This is a genomic window from Candidatus Limimorpha sp. (assembly GCF_056203535.1).
This window is the reverse complement of record NZ_JBADWU010000005.1, coordinates 17,903-42,452: the sequence shown is the minus strand read 5'-3', so window position 1 is coordinate 42,452 and position 24,550 is coordinate 17,903. Positions and strand designations below refer to the sequence as shown.

The window sequence follows — 24,550 nt, the reverse complement described above, 5'->3', positions numbered from 1 at the left end:
ATTGCCTCAAGACGCATCGTGGGGTAAGGGGATTTTGTGCAACGGAAACACCTAAATGCCATTCCCTACGGCCTGAAGGCATCTTCCCGGCCTGCTACTTTGGAACTCATTACTCTTGCAGATCGGTTGCGGATTTAAGGGATAGATTTAACTACGTTGAATGCATAGCATTTGTTTCTGAAAAAATTCCTGCGCCAGCTTACATTCCTCCATCACTTTCTTGCAAAATTCCACCACATCCGTAGGCTTTTCAACGGCGGAGACGCCTGTCTTTTCTTCCACCCATTGGCGTTCCCATTCGGCGAAGTCGAAAGGCTCGCCGCTGAGTCTTTGGTTGAAATATGCCATCCAGCGCGGCAGGTAATAGTCGCGGATAAGCCCTGACCAGATTCTTGCCGAGTAATCATCGACGGGCGGCCCCCAAATGGTGATGAGGCGTCGGGCGTTGTGCTCGTAGGCATCGCCCTCGCCGTGCTGATGGGCGTAATGGAGCCAACGGTCCAAGCGTAGGGTGGGGTGCGTCTCCAAAAGCAAGTCCATGTCGCGCATGAGGGTCTCGAAGCGTTGGATTTCTGCTTTAATTGCGGCTTCGTCTCTCGGCTGGACATCGAGTAAATCTTCAATGTGTTGGGTGAGTTTTTCGGCATTGGCCCCAGCATACATCACCGTCATTTCGGCTAAATCGGCTTCGAATAGCGAATTGCCTTTCATGCTTTCGGCGCCGGCTTGCAGCTTCTCGACGGCGTCAAGGAAAGTGCTGTCGTAGCGGACGCTGCCTTGTCGGCAAAGGCCTGGGCGCAGTTGCCAGTTGTAGCGCGGGTGGTCGGTGAAACTGCCGTAAACGCTTTGCCTTGCGCCATCCCAAAACTGCTGCATGGCGGGCGTGTATTGTCCGTAGCGGCATTGGCAGTAGTGTGCCATCCAATCGTCTAAAATGATGCTGTCGGCAGTCCAACCGCCATCGGTGATGAGTTCGTAAAGCACCTCGTTGTTTTCGATGCCTTCGGGTGCCATGCCGTAACCGGTGAGATGTCCTTTGTTTTGCGAGCGCAAGGCTTCCAGTTTGTCGTTGGCATAATGTTCCATGACACCGGTCGGGGCGGTCTTGCCACCCATGTTGGGGATGACGCTGTAGATCCATTGCTTGCCGTAGAAGCCTTCGTATTCGTCCCAGTTTTTGCTGTTGTGCCAGAAGTTCTGGTTGTAGTCGACGGCCATGTCGAGGATGAGCATCTTGTCGTCAGGGACGCGGCTGAGCAAGGCGTTCAAAGTCGGTTGGTCCCACACATCGCGTTGATAGCCAAGCATCCAGCCTTGCATCACCCACACGGCATCGGGGTTGCCTGCCTTGATGCTTTGGTAGACGCTTTCGCCGTAAGTGGCTAACAGTTCATAGCGTTCATCGCTGCCTTTGGGTGGGAATGGCGTCTCCATTTCGTTGAAACTGTCGATGATATAATATTGGTTCGGGCCAAATTCCTTTTCCCATTCTTCGATGAACATTTTGCTCAACTGCATGAAAAGCGTGTCGGTGGGCGAGAGCATCCAGTTGTGGAAATGACCGTCGCACCATGATGTTTCGGTGAGGGTGACATCGGGATAAAGGCGTTGGATGGCTTGCGGCACAAATCCGGCAAATCCTGGGCAAATGGGTGTCATGCCTAAGGCTCTCATGCGGTCGAGGATTTTATGCTGCAAGGCGATTTGGTCATTGTGCCAGGCATCGTCCAAAGGTCCGTCGATGCCGCTGATGTTGCCCATGCGCATCCAAGGCAGGTGGGCTGGCCCGACAAAATAATGGCTGATTTCCTCATCGGTCAAGCCAATCTTTTTCCACACACGGGTCGAGATGGCTTCGTTGGCGACCAAGGCCAAAGGCATGTCGACGCCATGCAGCGCCATCCAGTCGATTTCGGCTTCCCAACGGCTCCAGTCCCAATAAGGCATGGTGTAGCCGTAAGTCACCACATTGAAATAATAATGGTGGGCGAAAGGCGAGATGATTTGTTTTTCATCGGTATCGGTCAGTTGCTCAGGCAGTTCGCAACGCTTGCCGCTCCAGCTGCTGATGCCGGCCTTCTGGCTTTTCACATAATCGTAGAAACCGCGGCAAAGGGCGACGCCGCTGCTGCCGTGAATGGTGAGACGACCATTTTTGACGGCGCATGTGAACTGGTCGCAGCCATCATCGGTCTTGGGCAGGTCGGCGTGGAGTTCGATGTCGAGGTCTTGCGCTGCAAAACGGCTTATCACCTCGTCAGCGGCTTGCTCGCTTTCGTTGGGCTTTGTGCTGCATGAGACCAAGGCGAGAAATAGCATTAGGAATGGAAATGCTTTCATAATTGGTGAATTTTGCTGGCAAAGATAGGGTTTTAGACATCAATTTTACAATAAACTGGCATGAATCTTTTTCGCCACAGCGGAAGAGTAAATGCGGAAGTTTTTGACGAGAAATAATTTGGATGGCAAATAGAACTCTAATGTCTTCAACATGGCTTTTTACCTTCAGATTAACTTAAAAGGGCGTGCCGGAACCCCGACACGCCCTTTTAAGATTCTGTTTCAGCGCGAATTATCTGACGATAATCTTTGCGGAAACTTTGTTTTCGTTGTTCTGCATGGTCACGATGTAGAGGCCGGCAGCGAAATTGTGGCTGAAGCGTTCAGTGCTGTTGCCTTGGATTTCGGTAGCCATCACCGGTTGACCGAGAATGTTGCAAACCGTCATGTTGTAACGGGCATTGTCGCGGTTTTCAATGATGATTTCATCCTTGGTATTCCAAATCTGGACATCAACCGTCGTGTCAACATTTTCATCAACGCTTAATTCGCTGAGGTCGATGAAGATGACTTCGTCAAGACCACCTTGTGGGTTGGCTGTCTGAGCATTGCCCCAAACGCCATCACCGTTTTCAGTGTAGTATTCGCCGATGATGTAGCTTTCCTCATCAAGAACCCAGATAATGTTGATGCCGTCTTCGTTGACATTCGGAATGATACCTCCGAAGTAACCGTCCTTGCCAGCAACTTCGTCCTTGTAGAAGTCTGCATATTGGTTGATGCTAGCATAATCAACGCCAGTGGTTTCAATGCTGGTTGAGTAAGTCGGACGCCAGTCATAGTCGCTTGAGAACATCATGACGAAATTCATTGGTTCTTCGATGCTCTTGGCATAGAATGCAGTGCCTTGATATTCATCGTTTTCTGTGCCGAAATTGAGAACCGTGGCATAATCTTCGGTTGTGAAGATTTGGTCGACAGTGGTACCATCATGACCATCGTTGATGCGGATGCGGAGGTAGACCTGATTGCCAGGGGTGAAACGGGTGTTGGCTGTAGGTTCGTTGATGAACCAGGCGAAACCTTCTCCCGCTTCGTCAGTGGTAAATTCACCGTAACCGCCTTCAGTTGAAAGGCTTGGGTTGGTCGAACGGTAGAAACCTTCGGCGTTGGTGTAAATGACATTACCTGCACCGGCAACGGTTTCACCGTCGTTAGCATCGACGAATTGGTTGGTGTAACGGTAAGTGGTGCTTGGTTCAAGATTTTCAAGGTAAACGGCAATGGCGACCGGAACGCGGTTGTTGTTGCTGCCATTATTGCCTTGGATATACATTGGCATGAATGCATCGATGTAAGGTTGTTCGGCACTGATGACTTCACCGGCAAGGTCGACTTCGGTGTAAGCGTTGCCGCCTTCGTGCATGATGACAGCTTCGTATTCGCCGATTTCAAGGCCTTCGCTCATACGAACATAAACCGTGACAGGCTGGTCAGTGATGACACCGTCAGCGTATGCAATTTCAAGTTCTTCGCCGTAGGTTTCATCATCTAATGAGATTTCGAAGCCTTCAGTGACGAGGAGCATGATTTCGCCTTCGCCGTCAAGGTTGGCGGCACTCAGTTCGTATGTGGTGGCTTCTGATGGGCCTTCGCCGTAAGTGTAGCTGAAGTCATTAATATAACTAGGTGCAGCCATAATGATAGGCATGGTGTTGACGCCAGAGGTCAGCATAATGTCGTCGATTTCCCAACCGGCGGCTTCGGTTTCCGTTGAAGTGTATCTGTAGGCAATGTGGCAGTTTGTTCCGGTGAATTCATCGAGGCTGATTTCGCCCGATTCGGTCCAAGTCCAGGAACCTTGCGAGAGGTCGCAGGTAAGCGGCAACCATGAAGCGGTTGTCGGGTCAATGCCATCGTAATTGTTTGAGAAATAGATTTCAATGTCAGGACCAGTGTAGTTCATGGCGCTTCTGAAGTTCAGGACGACATTGGTGTATGCTTCAAGGTCGAAGGCAGGAGAAATCAGCCAGTCTTCGTTGATGCCGTCGTTGTAGGCGTTCATGTAGGCGTAGTGGTTGTTGTCGTGTTCGGCAATCGTCCATTCGCTTTCGCCTTCCATGCTGACTTGTGTCCAGCCGTTCCAATCGTCTTCCCAATCTTGGTTGAAGATGATGACCACGTCGTCACGGATGATGTATTCGGCACTGACAACGGCGCTGTTGTTGTACCCTTCCTTTTCGGCGTAGGCCCAAATGGTCATGTCTTCGTCGACGGTAATGTCTTCGGTGTATTCAGTCCAAGGACCTTCTGCAGACTCAAGGCTGTAGAAGATTTCGGCTTCAGGAGTAGCACAGGTGATGGTGACATCCTGAGCTTCATAGAAAGTACCGGCAGCAGGGCAGAAGACAGGTGCGCTAACGGTTGGGTCGCCACCTTGACCCTTGATGAAGATGTCTAAGTAGAAATTGTAATCGCTGCCATTGCCATTTGTCATGTTCGATGTTGAGTAGGCGCCGAAGTTGTAGGATGCATTCATTGCAACGGCACGGGTGTCAACGTTTTGATTGATGATGGTGAAACCAGTGTAACCAGGAACCATAGCTGCCGAATCACTTGCGGTGGCTTGAGCAATCATCCAGGCCGTGTTGTCGCCGTTGGTGGCGAAATTGGTGCCTGAGGTGTAGCCGAGCATGTTGCCGCTGGCATTGGTGAAGGTGTAGGTGGAACCGTCGAAACCAACTGTCCAAGCATAAACGGCTTCTTCATTCGTGATTTCGCTCGACAGGATTTCATCGCTGCCCGACATCGTGGTGGTGCTGCCGACGCCGGTAGGTTTGCCTGAGGTTGCAGCAGTCATCACATAGTAGCCGTTGAGGACGTTGACATCGTAACGGGCGGCAAGGATGACTTGGCTGCCATTGGTCAGAACGCTGAGGTCGTTGACGCGGACGTAATCCTCGCCAATGATTTCTTCGGTGACGCTGCCGTTGCAGGCAACAGTCATGTCGTCAATGTCAACACAAGTGATGCTGATTTCTTCGTTGTAATCTGCAATTTCAAGACCAGCTTCCAGACGGACGTAAACGGTCGTTTCTTCAATCGTGCCATTCGAAGGAGTCAGGACGATGGTTTCCTGAGCATTGAAGTTTTCACCTGAAGTGGTTGAAATTTCGTAATTTTCAGCTCCAGTGATGATGATGTTGTTGCTGAGGTTCATGCCTGAAATGGTGAAGGATTGTTCGGCTGATGGGCCGTTGCCTTCGACATAGCTGAATCCGTTGAGTGTCATTGGCGTTACGGCAACGACAGGATTTGAAGTCTGACCCACGAGCAGGCAGTCGTCGATTTCCCAAGCGGCGGCTTCGTCTTCGGTGCAGGTGTACTTGAAGCCGATGTAACAACTTATTCCGCTATAGTTGCTTAAATCAATATCACCTGATTCAGCCCATGTAAATGAACCTTCAGAGAGTGTGGCGCTGAGTTCGGTCCAGGTTGCGGTGGTAGGATCGATGCCGTCGTAATCGTTGGAGAAATAGACTTGCAGATCTTGACCATTGTAGTTCTTGGCAGTCTTGAAACTCAAAACCGGATTTTCGTAGTTGTTAAGGTTGAAGGCAGGGGAGATGCACCAGTCGATGTTGGCCCCCTTGTTGTAACCGTTGATATTGGCGTAATGGTTGCCGCTGTATTGGGCAATGTTCCAAGTTGCCAGAGGACCTTCGACATCGACGAATGTCCAGCCATTCATTTCGCCTTCCCAATCCTGGTCGAAGATGACGGCAACGCCAAGCTGAATGTTATAGGTGGCAGTGGCGACAGCACTGTTTTCAAAGTCAGCCTTGACAGCCATAGCCTTGATGATTGTGGATTCGCTTACCACGATAGGTGTGCTGTAAACGCTGCTTTCGGTTGTAGGTTCCGAACCGTCGATGGTGTAGTAAATCGTAGCGCCTTCGGTCGAGCAGTTGATGGTAACATTCTGTGCCTCGTAATAGGTGCCTTCAGCAGGAGTGAAGGTCGGAGTGGCCACGACAGGTGTGACAGGACCTCCTGATTTCACAAAGAGGTCGATGCAGAAGTTGTAGGTGCTGCTGGTCATATTGGAGGTTGCGTAGGCACCAAACTTATATTGGCTGTTCAAGGCAAAGCCTCTGCCGGTTGCCGTTGCATTGATGATGCTGAAGGCATTGTGATAAGGAACCATGCTTCCTGCATCTGCCGTGTATGGAGCAACTGTCCAGGTTGTCTTTTCACCGCCTGACACGAAATCGGTGCCGCTTGAGCCGTAACCGATGGAAGCACCTTCAACATTGGTAAATGTGTAGTTCGTGCCGTCGAAAGAAACTGTCCAGATATAGTTGGTTTCTTCAGCGGTAATGGTTTCAGGAAGGATTTCATCGCTGCCCGACATTGCGCTTGTAAATTCAACGCCGTTTGGCTTGCCGCTTGCCGTGTTCGGCATGGCGTAATAGTGGCTCGTGTTTTCATCGTAGCGTGCGGCAATGACGACTTGGCTGCCGTTGGTCAGTTGAGAAATGTCGGCAATGCGGATATAATTGCCTTCTTCACCGCCGCCATTTTCGGTGACAGTACCAATCAGGCGGACCAAAACGGTATCGGCATCACGCGAAACAATGGTCTGAAGTTCGTTGTAAGTTCCGGCTTCAAGACCGGCTTTCAGGCGGCAGTAAATCTTCAGTCCGCTGAAATGACCTGATTGTGGAGGGAAGACGGCTGTCGGACTTTCAGGAATGAACAAATCGCTGCCAGTAGTTGAAATTTCAAAGTTTTCTGATGGGAAAATGTACACATTGTCAACCAAATAACTGCCTGACAATTGGAAGTTTGCAATTTCCGATGGACCATATTCCACTTCGTAGGTCATGCCGGAAACGGTGCCTGGATTGACGCTCAAGGTCGGTCGGTGGGTGTATTCCACATCGTCGGCTGAAGCGACTCTCAACTGTGGTGCATTGTTGCAGCCGATGATGCCGATTACATTCACCCAGTCGCCTTCAATCATGCCTTCAACGTTAGGAATGCGGTAGATGTTCATCGTGCTGCCATTTTGCGTGATCGGCGTATTGCTGTTCAGGTTAATGCTGCCGATAGTGGCGTTTTCAATGCTTACTCTCGTGGCTTGCAGCATGTTGCCGCCATTGTAATCAGCAATGATTTCGGCAATGGTCTTTGCAGCCAAAGGAAGTTCGTTGTCGGAAGAAATGATGACGAAAGCAGCTTCGCTTGAACCATTGATGTCGGTAAGTTCGGCCAAACCGTTGTAGACGGTCTTTCTGCCGTAAGCTCTCACTTCATCGCCAATGGCTAAATCAGCAGGAACGGTGTTGCTGTTTAAGTAAAGAACGATGCCTGCCGTTGCATCCTGAACGTAAATGCTTCTGCTGTCGATGAAAGTCACAATGCCTTCCACCAATGCGTTTTCGTTGCTGTTCAAAGCGCGGGCTTCAGCGATAGTCATCAATTGCGGGAAGGTGTAGGTTGCTGTTGCAATTTCACTGTCAATATAGTTTTCCTTCACAGCCAATGCCTTGATAGTGGTTGTTGCACTGACGGTAATAGGCGTAGTGTAAACGCTGCTTTCCGTGGTAGGCGTTTCACCATTGGTGGTGTAATAAATCGTTGCGCCTTCGGTTTCGCACAAAATGCTCACGTTTTGTGTGCTGATGAAAGTGCCGGCGGAAGGCGAGAAGGTTGGTGTCGCCACGGCATTGCTCATGGTTACGCTGCCCGACAAGGCTATGTTCTGGGTTTCAGTGCCTGTCGTAGCAACTGTGAGGTTGCCTGAATAGGTGTTTCTCAAAAGGCCGGCAGCAAGTCTGACATAGATTGTCGTGTTTGCCACAGTGCCTTCGCCAAACGGCAGATTCAATGTTGCGGAATAGGTTCCGTTTTCAGTGAGGCAGATTTCAAAGTTTTCAGGGGCGGTAATCACGATGTCGGAAGTCAGGTTGTTGCCCGAGACCGTGAAATTCTGCACCGCTGAAGGACCTGCGCCTTGTTCGTAGGTGAAGCCTTCCAATTGGGTTGCCGAAACGATGAGTTCGGGATTCAAGACTGGTGTCGGTGCTTCGCCCAAAACGAAGATTTCAATTTGGGTGTTTTTAATGTTATTATTGACAGTTGTGTAAGCTCTCCAATCCTGATTGTTATAGACACCTAAAAAACGAGATGTTCCGATGTGTTTAAATCCGTGGTAATTAGTGTTGGTTTCGTCGGTGATGTTAAGTGCCCAGACATTAGCTTCGTTGGTTCCGATACGAACGCCGTTATTTGTAGCGGTCGAATAAAGCCATGTGCCATTTCCGCTTGCTGGATAGATGACATAACCGCCTTCAACGGCTTCAAATTTCCAGAACAAGTTTTCGTCGCTGCTTGTGATTTGGTTGTTGTTTATGGTGACTGCAACGGCAGTTGGCGCATTTGATGAGCCGTTTGCCGAGGTCAAAGCCTTGCCGCTTGCAACGTCAACAATCATGTAGGTGTCGGTTGAAGTAACGGCATTGTGGGCATATATCTTGTTGAAAGTGTATGCTGTAGCTTGCTCGATGGTATAGGTCGCTTCAGCAATTTCACTGTTATTCATCCCTTCCTTCATGGCGACGGTCTTGATGGTCGTGGTTTCGGTAACGGAAATAGATGTGCTGTAAACCGTACTGCTTGCCGAAGGTGTTGTGCCGTCAGTAGTATAATAGATGGTAGCTCCGTTAGTTGTGCAGGAAATGCTGACGTTCTGAGCTTCGGTGAATGTGCCGCCTTCAGGATTGAAGGTTGGTGTGGCGACGGTTTGTTGTGGGGTAGTGCCATTAGAATAATATTCGACTTTGGAAATGGTGATTAATCCATTTGAAGAGCCTGATGCACAATCATATACAAGTTTGTAGTACTTGTTTTCGGCAGGTGCTTCGATGGAATATGTCATTACGCCGGTCTGAACTTCGGGTCCTGAAATTTCAACAACATTAGTGGTGAAATCACTGTCGGAAGCGATGACAAGTTTTGTCGAATTAATTTTTGCTGCCGTTACATTTGTGACTGTAACATCAACTTTTGTAATGGCATCGGTGAATGTGTTAGCGGTGGCGATTGATGCTATGGAAGCATTGTTTTTCCTGCCGGCTTTAATGAAACTCCAGCTGCTATTCCAATTGTTATTGTTGAAATTTGCAATTGTCCATTGGTCATTGCCAATAATGGCAGTCCAAGATTCAGTATACGAACTAACTTTGTTATTTGCACTGTTGTCATCTGGAAATGACAACGTTTTGCAAACGTTCTGTCCCCAGGAAGGGGCTGACAGCATTAGCAGCATGAGTGCCGCAAAAAGAAGTTTAAACTTTTGTTTCATAGTACTTGATTTAATTTATTGATACTTATTACTTTAAATTATTTCATTGCAGAAAATGAGAAATTGCAAATGTAGTTAAATCCTTACATTAATGTTTCGCGTGCGTGCGCAAGTTTTCAACAGGATGTGTTGATAACTTTTGCGACATGTTTGCAGGAATTTTTTCCTCCTATTTCTTTCTATTTTTTACTATATCTCTTGGAAATCATTTTGCAAGCCCTTATTTTTGCAATCTGAATTTGAAAGCAATTTACAATATATGTCAAAATCATACGATGAAATCATGGCTGCCCTGTTGGAAGCCTATGAAGCGCATCCTGAGATGGATGTCGAACAGATTATTGCACAAGTGAGTGCCGAGATTGGAGCAAGCGACAATTGCCGGAAAACAATCAAAGAGACTTCTGCCTTGTTGGATAAGTTCCAAGAGAAAAAGGCATCCTTGGCTGCGGCTCACGCCAATGGCGACTCTACCAAGAAGTGGATTCTCATGGAAGTCAACGGCATGGCTGACGGCAAGAGCGATGAAGAAAAGAGCATTCTGCTTGAGGGAATTTCCAAGGCAGTAAACAAAGGCGTTGAATCAATCGAAACGGAGGAATGAATATGGATCGCGAAATAATTATCCAGCAATCTGCACAATTGATTAAGGACGGCATTTCCACCTATACAACCATTCATTCGGCTATCCTTGATGAAGTCGGCCTTGAAGATGGACAGTCTGCCTCTCAGCCGATGCAATGCATGCAGGATTTCCTCGATGCCGAAGTTAACGGCGACAAGGATACCGCCATGAAAAAGCTGTTTGCGGCTGGTATTGCCTTGGCAAATGACAGCGGTGTTCTGCCATTGCCTAATGACACGCCCGAAATGATAAGCACCATTGCCGATGACACGCTGACACGGGCTAAGGTGGCTTACCAAGTGGCTAATGGCGGCATCCAAATTGAAGATGTTACCGATACGTTTATCGACAATACCGCAGCCCGCGCTATGGCTATCGCTGAAGTGGCTGTCGAAAAAGGCCTGCCATTAATCGTTGATCGTGTCTGCGATGCGGTTTCGGTGGCATTCCCTCCTTTGGCGGAGGTTGCTCAGCTGGCCAAACCCATTCTCAAGCAAGTGGCTGTCCGTGTCGCTCCAAAAGTGAAGGAAGTGGTGAAGAAAGGCATTGGCTTGGTGGCTCATGTGGCCAAACAAGCTGCAAGAAGAGTGATTGATGCGGTCAGGGAAAATGGCCGTAAGGTTGGCAATTGGCTTCGCACAAAGTTGCAACAATAATGTTTGCCGTATGAAATTAGAGCCTAAAGCAAAGCCGGTGCGAATCCGTATCAAGTCGGGTGGTGAGGAACACTCAACGCTTGAATCGTTGAAAAGGAATTTTTCGGTTGACGACCTGAAAACTGCCGTTGAAGACAAGCGTTTGTCCCGTTGGCTGAAACAGCAAGGACAGAATGAATTGGCAGAAGGAGTCTTACGGTATCAAGGAAAGATGAAATCGCTATCAGGTAATGATTATCTTGGTTTCATTAAGCTTTTTTTTGCCAATGAGCCTGACATTGAAAAAGTTAAGGACGATTACAGCCTTGCCGGTTTCTTTCATGACAAAAAAATGGAAAAGAACTTCGATAGGGTTTTTAATCGTTGCTGTGAAAGCAAAAGTTATGCAATTGTTTACAACTTCTATAGCACATTTAAGGGCGAAAAAACGGCTGATTTTTGGATTGAACGATTTGAAGATTTCAAAGTTGGCTTGGAACACAATGATCTGGCAAATTGCTTGTTTGAACTTGCTGTTTTGTATGGGGAACAAGACATGCCCATCAAAAAGATTAGGTCTTTATTTTCGGCAATTGCATTAAGCTCAAAGGATGCAGAAAAAGAATTGCAGAACATGACTCAATCTAATTTCGGAATGGAAGTAAACGCCTTGAACTCTCCAAACGACTGGCTGAATTTGTTGGAAAAATTTGAAAAGAATGTAGACCATTCTGGAAAATGTGAGTTTTTAAGAGATTTGTCAACAGCCTATAAAAGCGTGGGTGATTTGAATAGAACGAAACAATTTTTGACGGAAGCTGCTCAAATGGGCGACAAAGAATCGGCTGAATTGCTGTTAGAAGGTGCTGATTTTATGACGGTTAAAACTTTGTATGAAACACCTGGTTCAAAAGGTCTTTTTTCGCCTCAAGAATGGCTTGACGTTTTTAAAAGTATTGAAGGAATGGTTGATGAGGCTGACAAAATTGAGTATAATGAATCACTATATTGGCAGTACTTGAAACTTGGCAACAAAGAATTAGCGGAAAAATGTCGGCAAGAATGGTATAAACGTAAAGTTGAAAATTTCTTTGGTGTTCGAGATAATATCAACCCAGAGAAATCTTTGTATCCAAAATTTACTGAATGTTTGAATAATAGTGTAAAAAAATATGATATTGAAAACTTATGTCATATTGATTTTTATGGTAATGATGCGCAGAATAGACTATTTGAAAAATATGTTGATATTGCAAAAGAATGTTGTAAAGACAAGGATCTAACTGTAACCAAAATACTATCGTTGTTTTCTTATGTCAATAATATGTATGAATATTATTTCAAAGAAAATAAGTTATGTCAAAAATTGCATTCTTTTTTAAAATGTTTGTTTGAGGAGTTTTTTTTGGGAAGGAAAAGCTATTATGGTGAGCTACAAGGAAAATTGGGTTATTTAAGATACAAGTATTCTGATCAAGATGTTAATGTGTTTGCGAATAATGGTTTCTCATGTCTATTCCCTAAAATAATAGATGAAAAAGCTTTCATTCAAATATTTCTATTTGCAATGGAGACATGTGGTGACACCTATTCATACGAAATACTTACACAATGAATTCAAAGATAATATCAAATTTCCAGAAGCTGATAGATGTAAACACGCCTATCATCTGCATACAGGATTACGACTTTGCCCGCGTTGATGAAATCCTCAGAGCCGTGTTGGGAACGAAAAACGTTTACGAATGGAATCCGGCCACCGGCACCACCGATTTCTGCACCAAAGAGGCAAAAAACCGAATGAAAGGCAACGAGGAACCGCTTGAAGTTTTTCTGCTCAACAACTATGAAGCGGAGCCGCTTAATCCACAAGACAAATACCTGGTTTTGAAAGATGTGCAAGACTACATAAATGTTTCTGCCGGAGATTCGGGCTGTTTGGACCCTGCAAAAACCAAGATAAAGTCGTTGCTTCAGCTCATTGCCCAACGCCGGCTTTACGACCGCAGCTTCAGCACTACGGTAATCATCGTTTCGCCTTGCATCCGCCTTCCTTTGGAATTGGAAAAATACGCTTCCTATCTCGAAATTCCTTTCCCCGAAGAAGATGAAATAAAAGGCCTAATCCAATGGCATGTCAAGATCAATGAATTTGAAAACTACAACGAGGAAGACACCGACAAACTCATGCCATCGCTGAAAGGCCTCACGCGCTACGAAATCGACCGTATGCTCGACATGGCCATGAGCAGCAACGGCACGCTGACCGCCGAAGACCAGACCATGATTCTCCAGCACAAGAAACAGATGGTTAAGAAATCGGGCTTGCTTGAACTGATTGACACGCCCGAAAACATCGACAGCATCGGCGGTATGCAGGCTCTGAAAAATTATCTGAGCAAGAAAGCCAAGGTGATTCAGCACATCGACAAGGCTCTCAAACAAAAGGTGACCATTCCGAAAGGAGTTTTCATTGTCGGTATGCCGGGTTGCGGCAAGTCGCTGTGTGCCAAGGCATCGGCAGCCTTGTTCAAAGTGCCTTTGCTGAAAATGGACATGGGCGGCATGATGGGAAAATATGTGGGCGAAAGCGAAGGCAACTTGCGCCGCGCCATTCAGATTGCCGAGGCCGCTGCGCCTTGCATCCTTTGGATTGACGAAATCGAAAAGGCTTTTTCGGGCATCGGCGGTCGCAGCGATGTGATGACGCGCATGTTCGGCTATTTCCTTTCGTGGATGCAGGACAAAACAAGCAGCGTGTATGTCATTGCCACGGCCAACAACGCCGACAACCTGCCGCCCGAGCTGAAGCGCAAGGGCCGTTTCGATGAGATTTTCTGCGTCAATCTTCCAAGCAATGGGGAACGCAAAGCCATTTTTGAAGTGCATTTGAAAAAGAGAGGCCTTGAAACGATTCGGATAAATGAAACTGATGAACTGATAAAAGCCACTGAAGGATTCAATGGTGCTGATATTGAGTCGGTTGTCAATGAGACTTTGGAAGATGGTTTCGTTAAAATGATAGAGAATAACGCTGAAAAAGTGAAAGTGACATCTGTGGATTTACTTGCAAAGGCAAGGAAAACCATCAGCATATCGAAATCGTGCAAGAAGCAGATTGAGGACATGAAGAAAGTGTTTGCGGAATGTAACTTCAAGGATGCCTCATCGGGACAATTGGTGGAGAAGTAGGAAGTGTAAAAAATGAAACAAGACTGTAGGGGCAGTGTGAAATGACGCTGTCCCTACAGTTCTTCGATTTCCTTTGCATCTAATCCTGTTGCCTGCATGATGGTTTCGGTAGACACACCCATCTGCTTTAGGTTGGCGGCAATGGCAATGGCTTTTGCTTTTTCGCCTTCGGCCAATCCTTCGGCTAATCCTTTGGCGTGACCAGTGGCTAAACCTTCGGCTAAGCCTTCGGCATGTCCTTCAGCGCGACCCTCAGCACGTCCTTCATTCCGCTCGTGTTCCATCACGGCCATGTTGGTTCGGAAGGAATCAAGGCTGATTTGGTAGAAGTCGCGTTCCTCTGGCGTGAGGGCTGCCATGTCGGCAATGTTTTCCAATTTGTGAAAAATCGGTTTCTGCTCCTGAAATGGTATCTGTGTTTTCATCGTTTCCATGTGTGTAATGATATATAGCCAGTAATCCTTGAAGCTCTTGCAGCTTTTCTCTTTCATTTTCTTAAAATCGGGCAGCTCGATGAGCCAGAACTGCATCTTGTCGGAAAAACGCTGATGCGTTTCGGTTTCCTCGATGGCGAAGTGGCTGATTTGCTTCGGCTGCTTCTCGTCGCGATAGAAATTCATGAAGAAAATGCCATAGACCGGATGCAAGTTGAACTTCCAGTCGTAGTTGCCTTTTTCGCCTTGCGTTGCGATGGCGCGTGCCAAGTAATAGTTGATGCGGTCGGTGAAATAGTCCTGACCACGGTTCTGCATTTCCACGATGATTTCTTCACCAGAACCTAATTTGCATCTCATGTCGTAAATCACGCCGCGCTCGTATTTCGTTTCGGGCTGCATCTCCTTGTCGATGAAAGTGACCTGAATGATGGGCGATTTAGGCTCAATCAAGTCGTTGAGGAACTCGCGCATGATTTCCTCGTCGCCGAATACCTTCTTGAAGCCGAAATCGGTGAGTGGGTTGATGTAGCGCCGTGTCTTTTCCTTGCCGTTTTCCATGTTTCGTCTATTTTTCGGCAAAGGTAAGTGAAAATGATGAAATGTGAGGGCTTTTTGATGAAAAAATCTATTCAGCTGGTTTTTTATTTGAAGAATTTGACTTGATTTTGCCATCATTTTTTGCAAGGTGAATGCGCACATCTGTGCATCTTTATTGTAACTATCCATAATTAAACTGCAAAAGTATCTTTTTATTTCGACAGGCTCAATGAACTGTAAATCAGGTTGCTGAGCTTCGCTCCATGAGCTTGTCGAAGGGCGAAGCACCGAACTAATATGTAAACTAATTTTGCTCACCTACTTAAAAGTTTCCAATTAAGTCAAAACCGTTTCAAAGTGTTTCAAATTATTGTTATATTTGCAGCCAAAACAATCTATCATGGCAAACGACAAATATATACGTTTCGATTGGGCAGCAAAGAAAATTCTGCGCGATAAGTCGAATTTCTGCATTTTGGAAGGTCTGGTTACAGTACTGTTGGACGAACCGGTGCATATCATCGAACTTCTGGAAAGCGAAAGCAATCAGGATGATCCTTCCGATAAGTTCAATCGTGTTGACATAAAAGCGAAAAACAGCAAGGATGAAATCATCCTTGTTGAAATTCAACTGACACGCGAACTTTATTACTTGGAACGTATTCTTTATGGCGTGGCAAAGACAATCACTGAGCATATTCAGCTCGGAAATAAGTATGACCAGGTAAAAAAGGTTTATTCCATCAGCATTCTTTATTTTGACCTTGGCAAGGGTGAAGATTATGTCTATCATGGTCAGACTGTGTTTAAAGGTCTGACTAAAAATGACACGTTGCAGATAACGGCCAAAGAGAAAGATGCCATTCACATGAAAGCACCAGAAGAAGTTTTCCCCGAGTATTATCTGATTCGTGTTAATGCGTTCAACAAACTGGCTGAAACGCATTTGGAGGAATGGATAAAATATCTCAAGGATGGTGAAATTGCTGAAAATACAACAGCTCCAGGCTTGCAGGAGGCAAAGCGTAAGCTGGAATACATGTCGATGACACGCAGCGAAAAATTGGCTTACGATGAACACATTAATGCTGTAATGATTCAAAATGATGTGATAAGCACGGCTATGAAAGAAGGTAGAGCTGAAGGTAGAGCTGAAGGTAGGGCTGAAGGTAGGGCTGAAGGCAGAGCTGAAGGAAGAGCAGAGGGCAGAGCGGAAGGCAGAGCCGAAGGAAAAGCGGAGGGCTTGGCTGAAGGCGAGGCAAAGGGCCGTCAAGAACAACACCTCGAAGACATGTTCAAAATGGCTCGTCTGATGAAATCAAATGGTATGGCTGTTGATATGATTATGCAATACACTGGTCTTACCGCTGAGGAAATTGCGGATTTATAGAGTGTTATCATAGGTTTTTTAAATATTCGGAATGTCCACAGGGCATTCTTTAAGTCTATTGGCTTTCAAAATTTTAAACTATGAACAAAAAGGAAGCATATAAGGAAAAGAACGAACAGTTTTTGGCTGATTTGCGGAAAGAAGAAGGCATCAACGAACTGGCTAACGGCGTATTATACAAAGTGTTGGAGTCGGGCGATGCGCGTAGCAGAATCAAGGTGAAATACGAGAGCATTGTCACTTGCCGCTACAAAGGCTCGCTGATTGACGGCCATGTGTTTGACGATGCCTTTGAGCGCGATTATCCGGAGACTTTCCGCGTTTATGAACTCATCAATGGCTTTCAGATTGCCTTGATGAACATGCATGTCGGCGACCGCTGGATAGTCTATATCCCTGCCGAACAAGGCTATGGCAGCCGTAATGCCGATGACATTCCAGGCAATTCGACCCTGATTTTTGAAATCAAGCTGATTGCCGTTGCGGGGTGATAGTAAATGCGTAGAATTTTCAGAGTAAGTTGAGAAAAAATTCTGAGAGTTAAATCTTTGAAATTCATACTTATGTGTATGTTAATTCATCTGTGTTAATTATGACGCTTGCGTCAAAAAAAATCTGCGTCATCTGTGTAATTTGCGGTTTAGAAAAATGAACTTTAAACTTGTATCTGATTTCAAGCCGACTGGCGACCAGCCTGAAGCCATCCGCCAACTGGTGGAAGGGTTGAACCGTGGCGACCGTGCCCAGACTTTGCTCGGCGTGACGGGTTCTGGCAAAACTTTTACCATTGCCAACGTTTTGGCGGAATTGAACCGTCCGGCATTGATTCTCAGCCACAATAAGACGCTGGCGGCGCAGTTGTATGGCGAGTTCAAGCAGTTTTTCCCCGAAAATGCGGTGCAGTATTTCGTCTCGTATTACGATTATTATCAGCCGGAGGCTTTCATTCCCGCCACGAATACCTACATTGAGAAGGATTTGGCCATCAATATGGAAATCGATAAGATGCGTCTCGCTACCACGACGGCATTGCTTTCGGGTAGAAGGGATATTATCGTAGTCTCCTCTGTGTCATGCCTTTATGGTATCGGTAATCCTGATGATTTCGGGGAAAACATCATCTATCTTGAGCAAGGTGCCAAGAAAACCCGCGATGAGGTTTCGAAGGCTTTGGTGAATGCATTATATAGTCGCGATGAAATCAATTTCGTGCAAGGGCGTTTCCGTGTGAAAGGGGAGACCTTGGACGTGTTTCCGGCCTACGCCGACTATGGCTATCGCATTGTGTTTTGGGATGATGAAATCGATTCGTTGGAGAGTTTTGATCCGATTACGGGCCGACGCATTGAGTCGTTTTCGCAGATTACAATTTTCCCGGCAAACATTTTCGTCACTTCTCAGGAAAAAATGCAGAAAGCCATGCGTGAGATTCAGGACGATATGTTTAAGCAGACCGAATATTTCCGCGAAATCGGAAAAGGTTTGGAAGCAAAACGTCTTGAAGACCGCGTGAATTACGATTTGGAGATGATGCGCGAATTGGGCTATTGCTCTGGCATTGAGAACTATTCGCGTTATTTCGATGGCCGCAGTCCGGGCACAAGACCTTTCTGTCTGTTGGATTTCTTCCCCGAGGATTTCATAACGGTCATTGACGAAAGCCACGTCACGGTGCCGCAAATTCGCGGTATGCACGGCGGTGACCGTTCACGCAAGCAGACTTTGGTGGAATATGGTTTCCGTTTGCCTGCCGCTTTGGATAACCGTCCTTTGCAATTTGATGAATATCAGGCCTTGACGGGACAGACGATTTATGTCAGTGCTACGCCTGCCGATTTCGAGTTACAGCAGAGCGAAGGCGTTTATGTGGAGCAGTTGATTCGTCCGACAGGCTTGCTCGACCCTGTGATTGAGGTGAGGCCAAGCCTGAATCAGGTGGATGACTTGATTGACGAAATCCATAAAGTGATAGAAAAGAACCAGCGCGTATTGGTCACGACCTTGACGAAACGCATGGCCGAGGAACTGAATACTTATCTCAACAACTTGAAAATCAAGACGAGATACATCCATTCCGATGTCGATACCATGGAACGTGTTGAGATTCTGCAAGGCTTGCGCATGGGCGATTTCGATGTCTTGGTGGGGGTCAACCTTTTGCGCGAAGGTTTGGATTTGCCGGAAGTGAGTCTGGTCGCCATTCTTGATGCTGATAAGGAAGGTTTCCTGCGTTCGGAACGTTCGTTGACACAGACGGCGGGCCGAGCCGCACGTAATGCCGAGAGCAAGGTCATCATGTATGCAGATACCATCACCGAATCGATGCAAAAGACTATCGATGAAACGGCGCGTCGCCGCTCTAAGCAAATCGCTTACAATGAGGCGCATGGCATTGTTCCGAAGACCATTATCAAGGCTATCGACAATTCGTTGGGCACGTTGAAAGGCGGAACGGTTTCGACAGGAACATACGTTCAGAAAGAAGGTGATACGAAGGCTGCCGAAGCGCAAGTCTACAAGACCGAAAAAGAATTGCAGCGGGCCTTGCAGGAAGCCAAGAAAAACATGGAGAAAGCCGTCAAGGAGATGGATTTCCTCAATGCCGCCAAGTGGCGTGACGAGATGCTGGCTTTGCAGGAGAGATTGGGGGAAAAATGAATGGGTAGCTTTTCCCCATTTTTTTTTAATGGCAATCTTGTTTTTTTGCATATTTGCAAATGCTAATCATTTAAAGTTATAATTATCATGAAAGAAATGCTGGAAAAAATGAAAAATGTCTGTGTTGTTTTGTCAGTTTTTATTGTCTTTGGAATTAGCTTTTCGGCGTGTCATAAGACCGATAAGCCAATCGTCCTTGATACGGAAGTCATTGGTTTTGATGACTTTGGAAATGCTCTGCTGAAACTTGCACCAAAAGAAATGGCAGATGCTGGTTTTGAATTGGGTGATGTCTTACAGATGACGAGTAGCGATACGGTGTTTAGCCTTCCGTATTATGATGGTTATTATTGTGGTTTTGGAGGTATTCAGGCTGTCAGTTACAATGATTATCCGAATGTCTTTATTGCGTCATCTTTCTCCCCTGTACCTGATAATCTTGGAATTGTTGCGGGAGCAAAACTCTCTTTCAGCATGTTTGAAAAGGGTGGTGCTATTGATATTCAGCAGGCTATGGGTGTAAGTTATTCAAATGACATTGCTGATTATCAGAATGACGCTGTTCGGTTTGCGAATGCAAGGGAAGTAAAATTCGGTAGGATTGCTGAAGGCCGCCTTTTCCGAACGGCATCTCCGTTTGATGATTTAAACAACAGGGCTTTTTACGTGTCGTCATTTCTTCAGGAAAAAGGTGTCGGCTGTGTGCTGGACTTGGCCGATGATGATGAGAGTCTTCAATTTTTGGTTGACGGTATGCCGGAATACTCACGCTGGCTTTATGAATCGGGTCGCGTGGTGCCTTGCATGATAAATGCGAACTACAGATCTGATGAAACGGATGCCAAGATGCTGAAAGGCATGGTTGAAATGTGTGAAAAACCAGGTCCGTATGTGGTGCATTGTCTTGAAGGAAAAGACAGAACAGGATACGCTTGCGCTGTTTTGGAAGCCATTTGTGGGGCGAGTTATGCTGAAATTGTAGATGATTACATGCTGACTTACGAAAACTATTACAATTATAACCAGTATAATAATCCGACTTTCTATAATATCATCGTCAGCCTTCGCCTTGACGATGCTTTGATGTATTATTGCGGTATTGATGATGAAAGTCTGTTGCCGACAATTGACCTGGAGGCTTCGGTCCGTAGGTTTATGCTTAATCATGGCCTGACGGAAACCGAAATTGACCACTTGCAGCATGTTTTGTGCGATTGAGATTGTCATTGGCTTATGAGTGCAGTTTCCAATAAATCAAATGCAGCGTATAAAAATCATTGGTTATGTAACGGTAAAAATATTATCTTTGCCGCGTTATAACATATCCTATCATGAAAAAAGTCGTACGAATCGTTTGGATTAGCCTTTTGTCGGGCCTCGCTTTTTTAGTCGCCTGCGTTGGTAATAAGAACTCCTCAAAGGGTAACAAATTTGAGACACTATATGGCAGTCCTGAAGTGGAAGCTCCTGTCGCCAATCAGAAAGAAATCAATGAAATGAATGCTCGTTTAGACGGAATTGAACAACGTATCAACGAGATGAGAAATCCTGATAAAAAGGCTCGTAAGCAGCAATTGCAACAGCAGTTGGATTCTATTTCCAACATTCTTCAACGCCGCGAAGGCGCTTGCATTTATGGCTCGCCGGAAGTGATGGAACGCTACCGCAATGAGACGAATCGCCTCAAGACCGAAGCTGCCGAAATCCAGAAGCAACTGGAAGATTTGGACAAGGAATGAGCCGCGAATACTCGTTTTTGCAGAAGGTTTCGTTGGAACTCAATCATGCTGTGTTGAAGCAACGCATTGAGGATCACGAACTTCACCAACTGTTTTGGGAATGTACCTTGCGCTGCAATCTGAATTGCCGTCACTGCGGCAGCGATTGCCGTACACTTTCCGAACAGGCCGACATGCCCCTCAATGATTTCCTGAAAGTGCTCGATGAAATCAAAACGAAACAGGATCCTGGCAAAATCATGGTCATCACCACGGGCGGCGAACCGCTGATGCGCAAGGATTTGGCGCATTGCGGTGCCGAAATCACGAAACGTGGTTTTATCTGGGGCATGGTGACAAACGGCATGTTCCTGACAGCCGAGAAACTCAACGAACTGACCGCCAACGGGCTGCGTTCCATTGCCGTCAGTTTCGATGGTTTTGAAGATGACCATAACTGGATGCGTGGCAATCCTGAAAGTTTCAAGCGTGTTTTGACGGCTGTCGAGGCCATGAAACAGCATCCCGAACTGACTTGGGATGTGATTACCTGCGTCAATCAGCGCACCATTAAATATCTGCCGCAATTCCGTGATTATCTGATAGGTTTGGGTATTCCGAAATGGCGGCTTTTCACCGTTTTTCCCTTTGGCCGCGCCGCCAATGAGCCTGATTTGAAATTGTCGAACGAGCAGTTTGTCTACATGATGGAGTTCATCAAGCAGACGAGGCTGCAAGGCAAAATCACGACCGACTATGGTTGCGATGGCTATCTGGGTCGTTACGAAGGGCAGGTGAGGAGCCATTATTTTTCGTGCAGTGCCGGCGTCAACATTGCTTCGGTTTTGGCCGATGGCTCCATTTCGGGCTGCCTGAGCATCCGCAATGACTATCATCAGGGCAACATTTACAAGGACTCGTTTTGGGAAGTTTGGAAAAACCGTTTCCAACCTTACCGCGACCGCTCTTGGATGAAGAAAGACGAGTGCGCCAAATGCAAGGTCTGGCGTTATTGCCAAGGCAACGGAATGCACCTCCGCGATGGCGATGGAAAACTGCAATTGTGTCAGTATAAGATGATTACGGAAGCGCAATGAACCGTATTTATTTAGTCGGCTACATGGGCGCGGGCAAGACGACCGCTGCCAAACGCTTGGCGCATCGCTTGGGTTGGGAGCATTACGACACCGATGCCCTGTTTGAGGAAAAATATCATATCTCCGTCGATGATTTTTTTCACAAATACGATGAAGCCTTGTTCCGAAAATTGGAGTCGAAGATTTTGCAAAGTACTGAAAATCTTGAAAATGCCGTCATCTCAACAGGTGGCGGAACGCCATGTTTCAATGACAATATGGCTTGGATGAATGAGCATGGAACGACTGTTTTTTTGAAAATCAGTCCGCAGACGGCTGTCAACCGCATTAGGCTTTCAAAGAAAAAACGTCCTTTGGCGGCAGGCAAGACCGAAACCGAATTGGCGGCATTTGTCGGGAAGCATTATGGTTCAAGGATGCCGTTCTATGAGCAGGCGCAATGTGTTGTAAAAGGCGAGGACTTGGATATTGAAGCACTATTGGCTCTCTTGCAATAATGACTTGAATTTGAGTTTTTGTATTATGTTGTAATTCAGTTTATTATAAGTGATTGATAAATCAGGAACAATACGAACGAATCAAAAAGGGCTGAACCACGTTTGGTTCAGCCCTTTTGATTTATTGTTGTTTATTAATTTCCGCTTTTATTTTACGGCATGTTTAAATCCATGCACTTTGTTCCAGTCGCCGCGCGTGAAATCGGGCATGGCTACTGGCATCCCTCCATTTTCGATTGAGGCTGCGGTAAGCTCGCCTAAGCAGGACCACTCGGCGGCATCATACACATCTTCATCTAACGGCAAACCATTGTGGAGACAGTAAATCAGACGGTAGTCCATGATGAAATCCATGCCGCCATGACCGCCGACTTCCTTTGCCTTTTCTTCGATTTCCTTGGCAATAGGATGTTTGTAGGCATCAAGAAGAATGGTCTCGATGGATTCGGGCACAAAATCATGAGGGTCGAGGGCTTCATGATCTTCAGGAAGAAGATAATCGGGCAGATTCTTTTCCAAAACGGTAAAACCTTCGCTCGGATATTTGTTGGCAAATCCTTCGGTTCCAGTCAGTTGATACAAACGGTTGTAAGGACGGTTGGTGTAAACGTCATGCTCGATAAGCATGGTTTTTCCTTGTTCGGTCTGAATCATGGTGGTTGTCATGTCGCCGTTGGCAAAATCGTTGGTTTTCATCATTTCGCGGGCGATTTTCTTGCCGTTGATGGATGGCGTTGTCATCGAGACCAAAGTCTTCATGCGGTCGCCACGGTGAATGTTAAACACTTGGCAAAGAGGACCTAAGCCGTGGGTAGGGTAGACGTCGCCACTGTGCTTTTGATTGAAATCGAGACGCCAGTTGTTGTAATAATATGGCCAATACGGTTCAAGATTGTGGATATAGGCGCCTTCGCCGTGTATGATTTCGCCAAACAGACCTTGTTGTGCCATGTTGAGGGCTGTCATTTCAAAGAAATCGTAACAGCAGTTTTCGAGCATCATGCAGTGGCGCTGTGTCTGTTCAGCCACATCGACAAGTTGCCAGCATTCTTCCAATGATGTGGCGGCGGGCACTTCAACGGCAACATGCTTGCCGTGCTGCATGGCGTAAACGGCCATCGGGACGTGGGTTTGCCAGTTGGTGCAAATATACACCAAATCGATGTCGTCGCGCTCGCAAAGAGCTTTCCAACCGTCTTCGCCGCTATAGGCTGCTGCGCGAGGAAGCCCTTTAGCTTCAAGGATTTCCAGTTGCACTTTCTCCACGCGGTTTGGCTCCAAATCGCACAAGGCAACCACACTGACGCCGTCAATGCAAGTCATGCGGTTGACGGCATCAGGACCTCTCATGCCAAGGCCTATGAAGCCGATGCGCACGTTTTCAATCGGGTCGACGGCAAACTGCAACACGCTTTTTTGTCCGTCCTTGCGTTGCGGTTCATCGAAAACGATGGTTCCATCAACGATTTTGTAGTTTTTCTCTTCTGTTTTGGCATTTTTTGAGCCGCAACTACTGATTCCAAGCAAAAGAACGATGCTTAGAATCATGTGTAAAAATCTGTTATTCATATTGTTTAGAGATTTATTCAGCATTTTGTGATTAAAGAAGATCAGATTCAAAATCTTTTTCCAGATCCGTTATTAAAATTTAGATTTGATGTGTTTCTAATAATCAGCCAATTTCCAATTAAGTTGATTCCGACAGCAAAATTACACTTTTAATGATAAATTTGCAACTGCGAATTAGACTTGGCCGATTTTTAATAGGAATACGCGTAGCGGATTCCTATTCGCTGAATTTGCTAAATTCGCGGTCAAAAAAAATAATCGTGGTTAAGAAGTGGAATCGGAACACACAATATGTTTGGTTTTGCCACAAGAGCATCGAAGATGCGGAGCCCGATGAACACCGATTAGGGGGAATCGGAGAGGAGAAAAGAAGAAAAAAGATTGGCTATAGTTTAGTTAAGTAACTATTCAAAATTAAACTACATTATAAAGGACACGGGATTTCGAGACTGCGAGGCTTCGGGATGCCGGAATGCCTCGTAATCTCGCATTCCCGCGACCTCGATGCCTCGTTTTCAATATGTAAACTAATTTTGATCACCTACT

At 46.4% G+C, this 24,550-nt stretch carries 15 protein-coding genes; 11 read left to right on the top strand and 4 right to left on the bottom strand.

What is annotated here, in order from left to right; all coding sequences use genetic code 11:
* Positions 1-147: 147 nt before the first annotated feature.
* On the bottom strand, positions 148-2,340 hold the full coding sequence (locus AC06MN_RS00615; RefSeq protein ID WP_475670419.1) for an alpha-N-acetylglucosaminidase: 2,193 nt from the start codon (positions 2,338-2,340) through the stop codon (positions 148-150).
* A 232-nt stretch (positions 2,341-2,572) separates the two neighbouring features.
* Positions 2,573-9,649 carry a chitobiase/beta-hexosaminidase C-terminal domain-containing protein gene (locus AC06MN_RS00610; protein WP_475670418.1) on the bottom strand — a complete coding sequence of 2,359 codons (7,077 nt, stop codon included), beginning with the start codon at positions 9,647-9,649 and terminating at the stop codon, positions 2,573-2,575.
* 259 nt (positions 9,650-9,908) lie between these two features.
* Here AC06MN_RS00610 and AC06MN_RS00605 point away from each other — a divergent pair, with 259 nt between their 5' ends.
* From AC06MN_RS00605 to AC06MN_RS00590, 4 genes are read left to right on the top strand one after another with little or no spacing between them, the layout of a single operon-like run.
* Positions 9,909-10,253 (top strand): hypothetical protein, encoded by a 345-nt coding sequence (locus AC06MN_RS00605; protein ID WP_475670417.1) that lies wholly within the window; start codon positions 9,909-9,911, stop codon positions 10,251-10,253.
* A gap of 2 nt (positions 10,254-10,255) precedes the next feature.
* Positions 10,256-10,930 carry a hypothetical protein gene (locus tag AC06MN_RS00600; protein WP_475670416.1) on the top strand — a complete coding sequence of 225 codons (675 nt, stop codon included), beginning with the start codon at positions 10,256-10,258 and terminating at the stop codon, positions 10,928-10,930.
* Between the two features lie 10 nt (positions 10,931-10,940).
* Positions 10,941-12,524, top strand: a complete 1,584-nt coding sequence (locus tag AC06MN_RS00595; RefSeq protein ID WP_475670415.1) for a hypothetical protein — start codon at positions 10,941-10,943, stop codon at positions 12,522-12,524.
* Positions 12,521-14,101, top strand: a complete 1,581-nt coding sequence (locus AC06MN_RS00590; protein WP_475670414.1) for an AAA family ATPase — start codon at positions 12,521-12,523, stop codon at positions 14,099-14,101. The genes AC06MN_RS00595 and AC06MN_RS00590 overlap by 4 nt, the downstream gene beginning before the upstream one ends.
* 53 nt (positions 14,102-14,154) lie before the next feature.
* Here AC06MN_RS00590 and AC06MN_RS00585 read toward each other — a convergent pair whose 3' ends face one another.
* A complete protein-coding gene (locus tag AC06MN_RS00585) occupies positions 14,155-15,096 on the bottom strand; it encodes an Rpn family recombination-promoting nuclease/putative transposase (protein WP_475670413.1) in 942 nt (313 codons plus the stop codon).
* A gap of 379 nt (positions 15,097-15,475) precedes the next feature.
* Here AC06MN_RS00585 and AC06MN_RS00580 point away from each other — a divergent pair, with 379 nt between their 5' ends.
* The 7 genes from AC06MN_RS00580 (at position 15,476) to AC06MN_RS00550 (ending at position 22,435) form a co-directional block, all read left to right on the top strand.
* On the top strand, positions 15,476-16,465 hold the full coding sequence (locus AC06MN_RS00580) for an Rpn family recombination-promoting nuclease/putative transposase (protein ID WP_475670412.1): 990 nt from the start codon (positions 15,476-15,478) through the stop codon (positions 16,463-16,465).
* 80 nt (positions 16,466-16,545) lie between these two features.
* Positions 16,546-16,956, top strand: coding sequence for an FKBP-type peptidyl-prolyl cis-trans isomerase (locus AC06MN_RS00575; RefSeq protein ID WP_475670411.1), 411 nt, complete (start codon positions 16,546-16,548; stop codon positions 16,954-16,956).
* Between the two features lie 157 nt (positions 16,957-17,113).
* Positions 17,114-19,123: an excinuclease ABC subunit UvrB gene (gene uvrB / locus AC06MN_RS00570; RefSeq protein ID WP_475670410.1), complete on the top strand. Its 2,010-nt coding sequence runs from the start codon at positions 17,114-17,116 to the stop codon at positions 19,121-19,123.
* 87 nt (positions 19,124-19,210) lie between these two features.
* Positions 19,211-20,341 carry a tyrosine-protein phosphatase gene (locus AC06MN_RS00565; RefSeq protein WP_475670409.1) on the top strand — a complete coding sequence of 377 codons (1,131 nt, stop codon included), beginning with the start codon at positions 19,211-19,213 and terminating at the stop codon, positions 20,339-20,341.
* Positions 20,342-20,454: 113 nt separating this feature from the next.
* On the top strand, positions 20,455-20,862 hold the full coding sequence (locus AC06MN_RS00560) for a hypothetical protein (RefSeq protein WP_475670408.1): 408 nt from the start codon (positions 20,455-20,457) through the stop codon (positions 20,860-20,862).
* Positions 20,859-21,938 (top strand): TIGR04133 family radical SAM/SPASM protein, encoded by a 1,080-nt coding sequence (locus tag AC06MN_RS00555; RefSeq protein WP_475670407.1) that lies wholly within the window; start codon positions 20,859-20,861, stop codon positions 21,936-21,938. Before AC06MN_RS00560 ends, AC06MN_RS00555 begins: the two co-directional genes overlap by 4 nt.
* On the top strand, positions 21,935-22,435 hold the full coding sequence (locus AC06MN_RS00550) for a shikimate kinase (protein ID WP_475670406.1): 501 nt from the start codon (positions 21,935-21,937) through the stop codon (positions 22,433-22,435). Before AC06MN_RS00555 ends, AC06MN_RS00550 begins: the two co-directional genes overlap by 4 nt.
* 147 nt (positions 22,436-22,582) lie before the next feature.
* Here the strand turns inward: AC06MN_RS00550 and AC06MN_RS00545 are convergent, their stop codons facing one another.
* Entirely contained in the window at positions 22,583-24,004 is a 1,422-nt protein-coding gene (locus AC06MN_RS00545) for a Gfo/Idh/MocA family protein (RefSeq protein WP_475670405.1), read from the bottom strand.
* Positions 24,005-24,550 lie beyond the last annotated feature (546 nt).

What these genes read in the sequence shown, in the direction of transcription:
- AC06MN_RS00615 (WP_475670419.1), bottom strand. Translation starts at nt 2,340, where the DNA reads ATGAAAGCATTTCCATTCCTAATGCTATTTCTCGCCTTGGTCTCATGC.
- AC06MN_RS00610 (WP_475670418.1), bottom strand. Translation starts at nt 9,649, where the DNA reads ATGAAACAAAAGTTTAAACTTCTTTTTGCGGCACTCATGCTGCTAATG.
- AC06MN_RS00605 (WP_475670417.1), top strand. Translation starts at nt 9,909, where the DNA reads ATGTCAAAATCATACGATGAAATCATGGCTGCCCTGTTGGAAGCCTAT.
- AC06MN_RS00600 (WP_475670416.1), top strand. Translation starts at nt 10,256, where the DNA reads ATGGATCGCGAAATAATTATCCAGCAATCTGCACAATTGATTAAGGAC.
- AC06MN_RS00595 (WP_475670415.1), top strand. Translation starts at nt 10,941, where the DNA reads ATGAAATTAGAGCCTAAAGCAAAGCCGGTGCGAATCCGTATCAAGTCG.
- AC06MN_RS00590 (WP_475670414.1), top strand. Translation starts at nt 12,521, where the DNA reads ATGAATTCAAAGATAATATCAAATTTCCAGAAGCTGATAGATGTAAAC.
- AC06MN_RS00585 (WP_475670413.1), bottom strand. Translation starts at nt 15,096, where the DNA reads ATGGAAAACGGCAAGGAAAAGACACGGCGCTACATCAACCCACTCACC.
- AC06MN_RS00580 (WP_475670412.1), top strand. Translation starts at nt 15,476, where the DNA reads ATGGCAAACGACAAATATATACGTTTCGATTGGGCAGCAAAGAAAATT.
- AC06MN_RS00575 (WP_475670411.1), top strand. Translation starts at nt 16,546, where the DNA reads ATGAACAAAAAGGAAGCATATAAGGAAAAGAACGAACAGTTTTTGGCT.
- uvrB (WP_475670410.1), top strand. Translation starts at nt 17,114, where the DNA reads ATGAACTTTAAACTTGTATCTGATTTCAAGCCGACTGGCGACCAGCCT.
- AC06MN_RS00565 (WP_475670409.1), top strand. Translation starts at nt 19,211, where the DNA reads ATGAAAGAAATGCTGGAAAAAATGAAAAATGTCTGTGTTGTTTTGTCA.
- AC06MN_RS00560 (WP_475670408.1), top strand. Translation starts at nt 20,455, where the DNA reads ATGAAAAAAGTCGTACGAATCGTTTGGATTAGCCTTTTGTCGGGCCTC.
- AC06MN_RS00555 (WP_475670407.1), top strand. Translation starts at nt 20,859, where the DNA reads ATGAGCCGCGAATACTCGTTTTTGCAGAAGGTTTCGTTGGAACTCAAT.
- AC06MN_RS00550 (WP_475670406.1), top strand. Translation starts at nt 21,935, where the DNA reads ATGAACCGTATTTATTTAGTCGGCTACATGGGCGCGGGCAAGACGACC.
- AC06MN_RS00545 (WP_475670405.1), bottom strand. Translation starts at nt 24,004, where the DNA reads ATGAATAACAGATTTTTACACATGATTCTAAGCATCGTTCTTTTGCTT.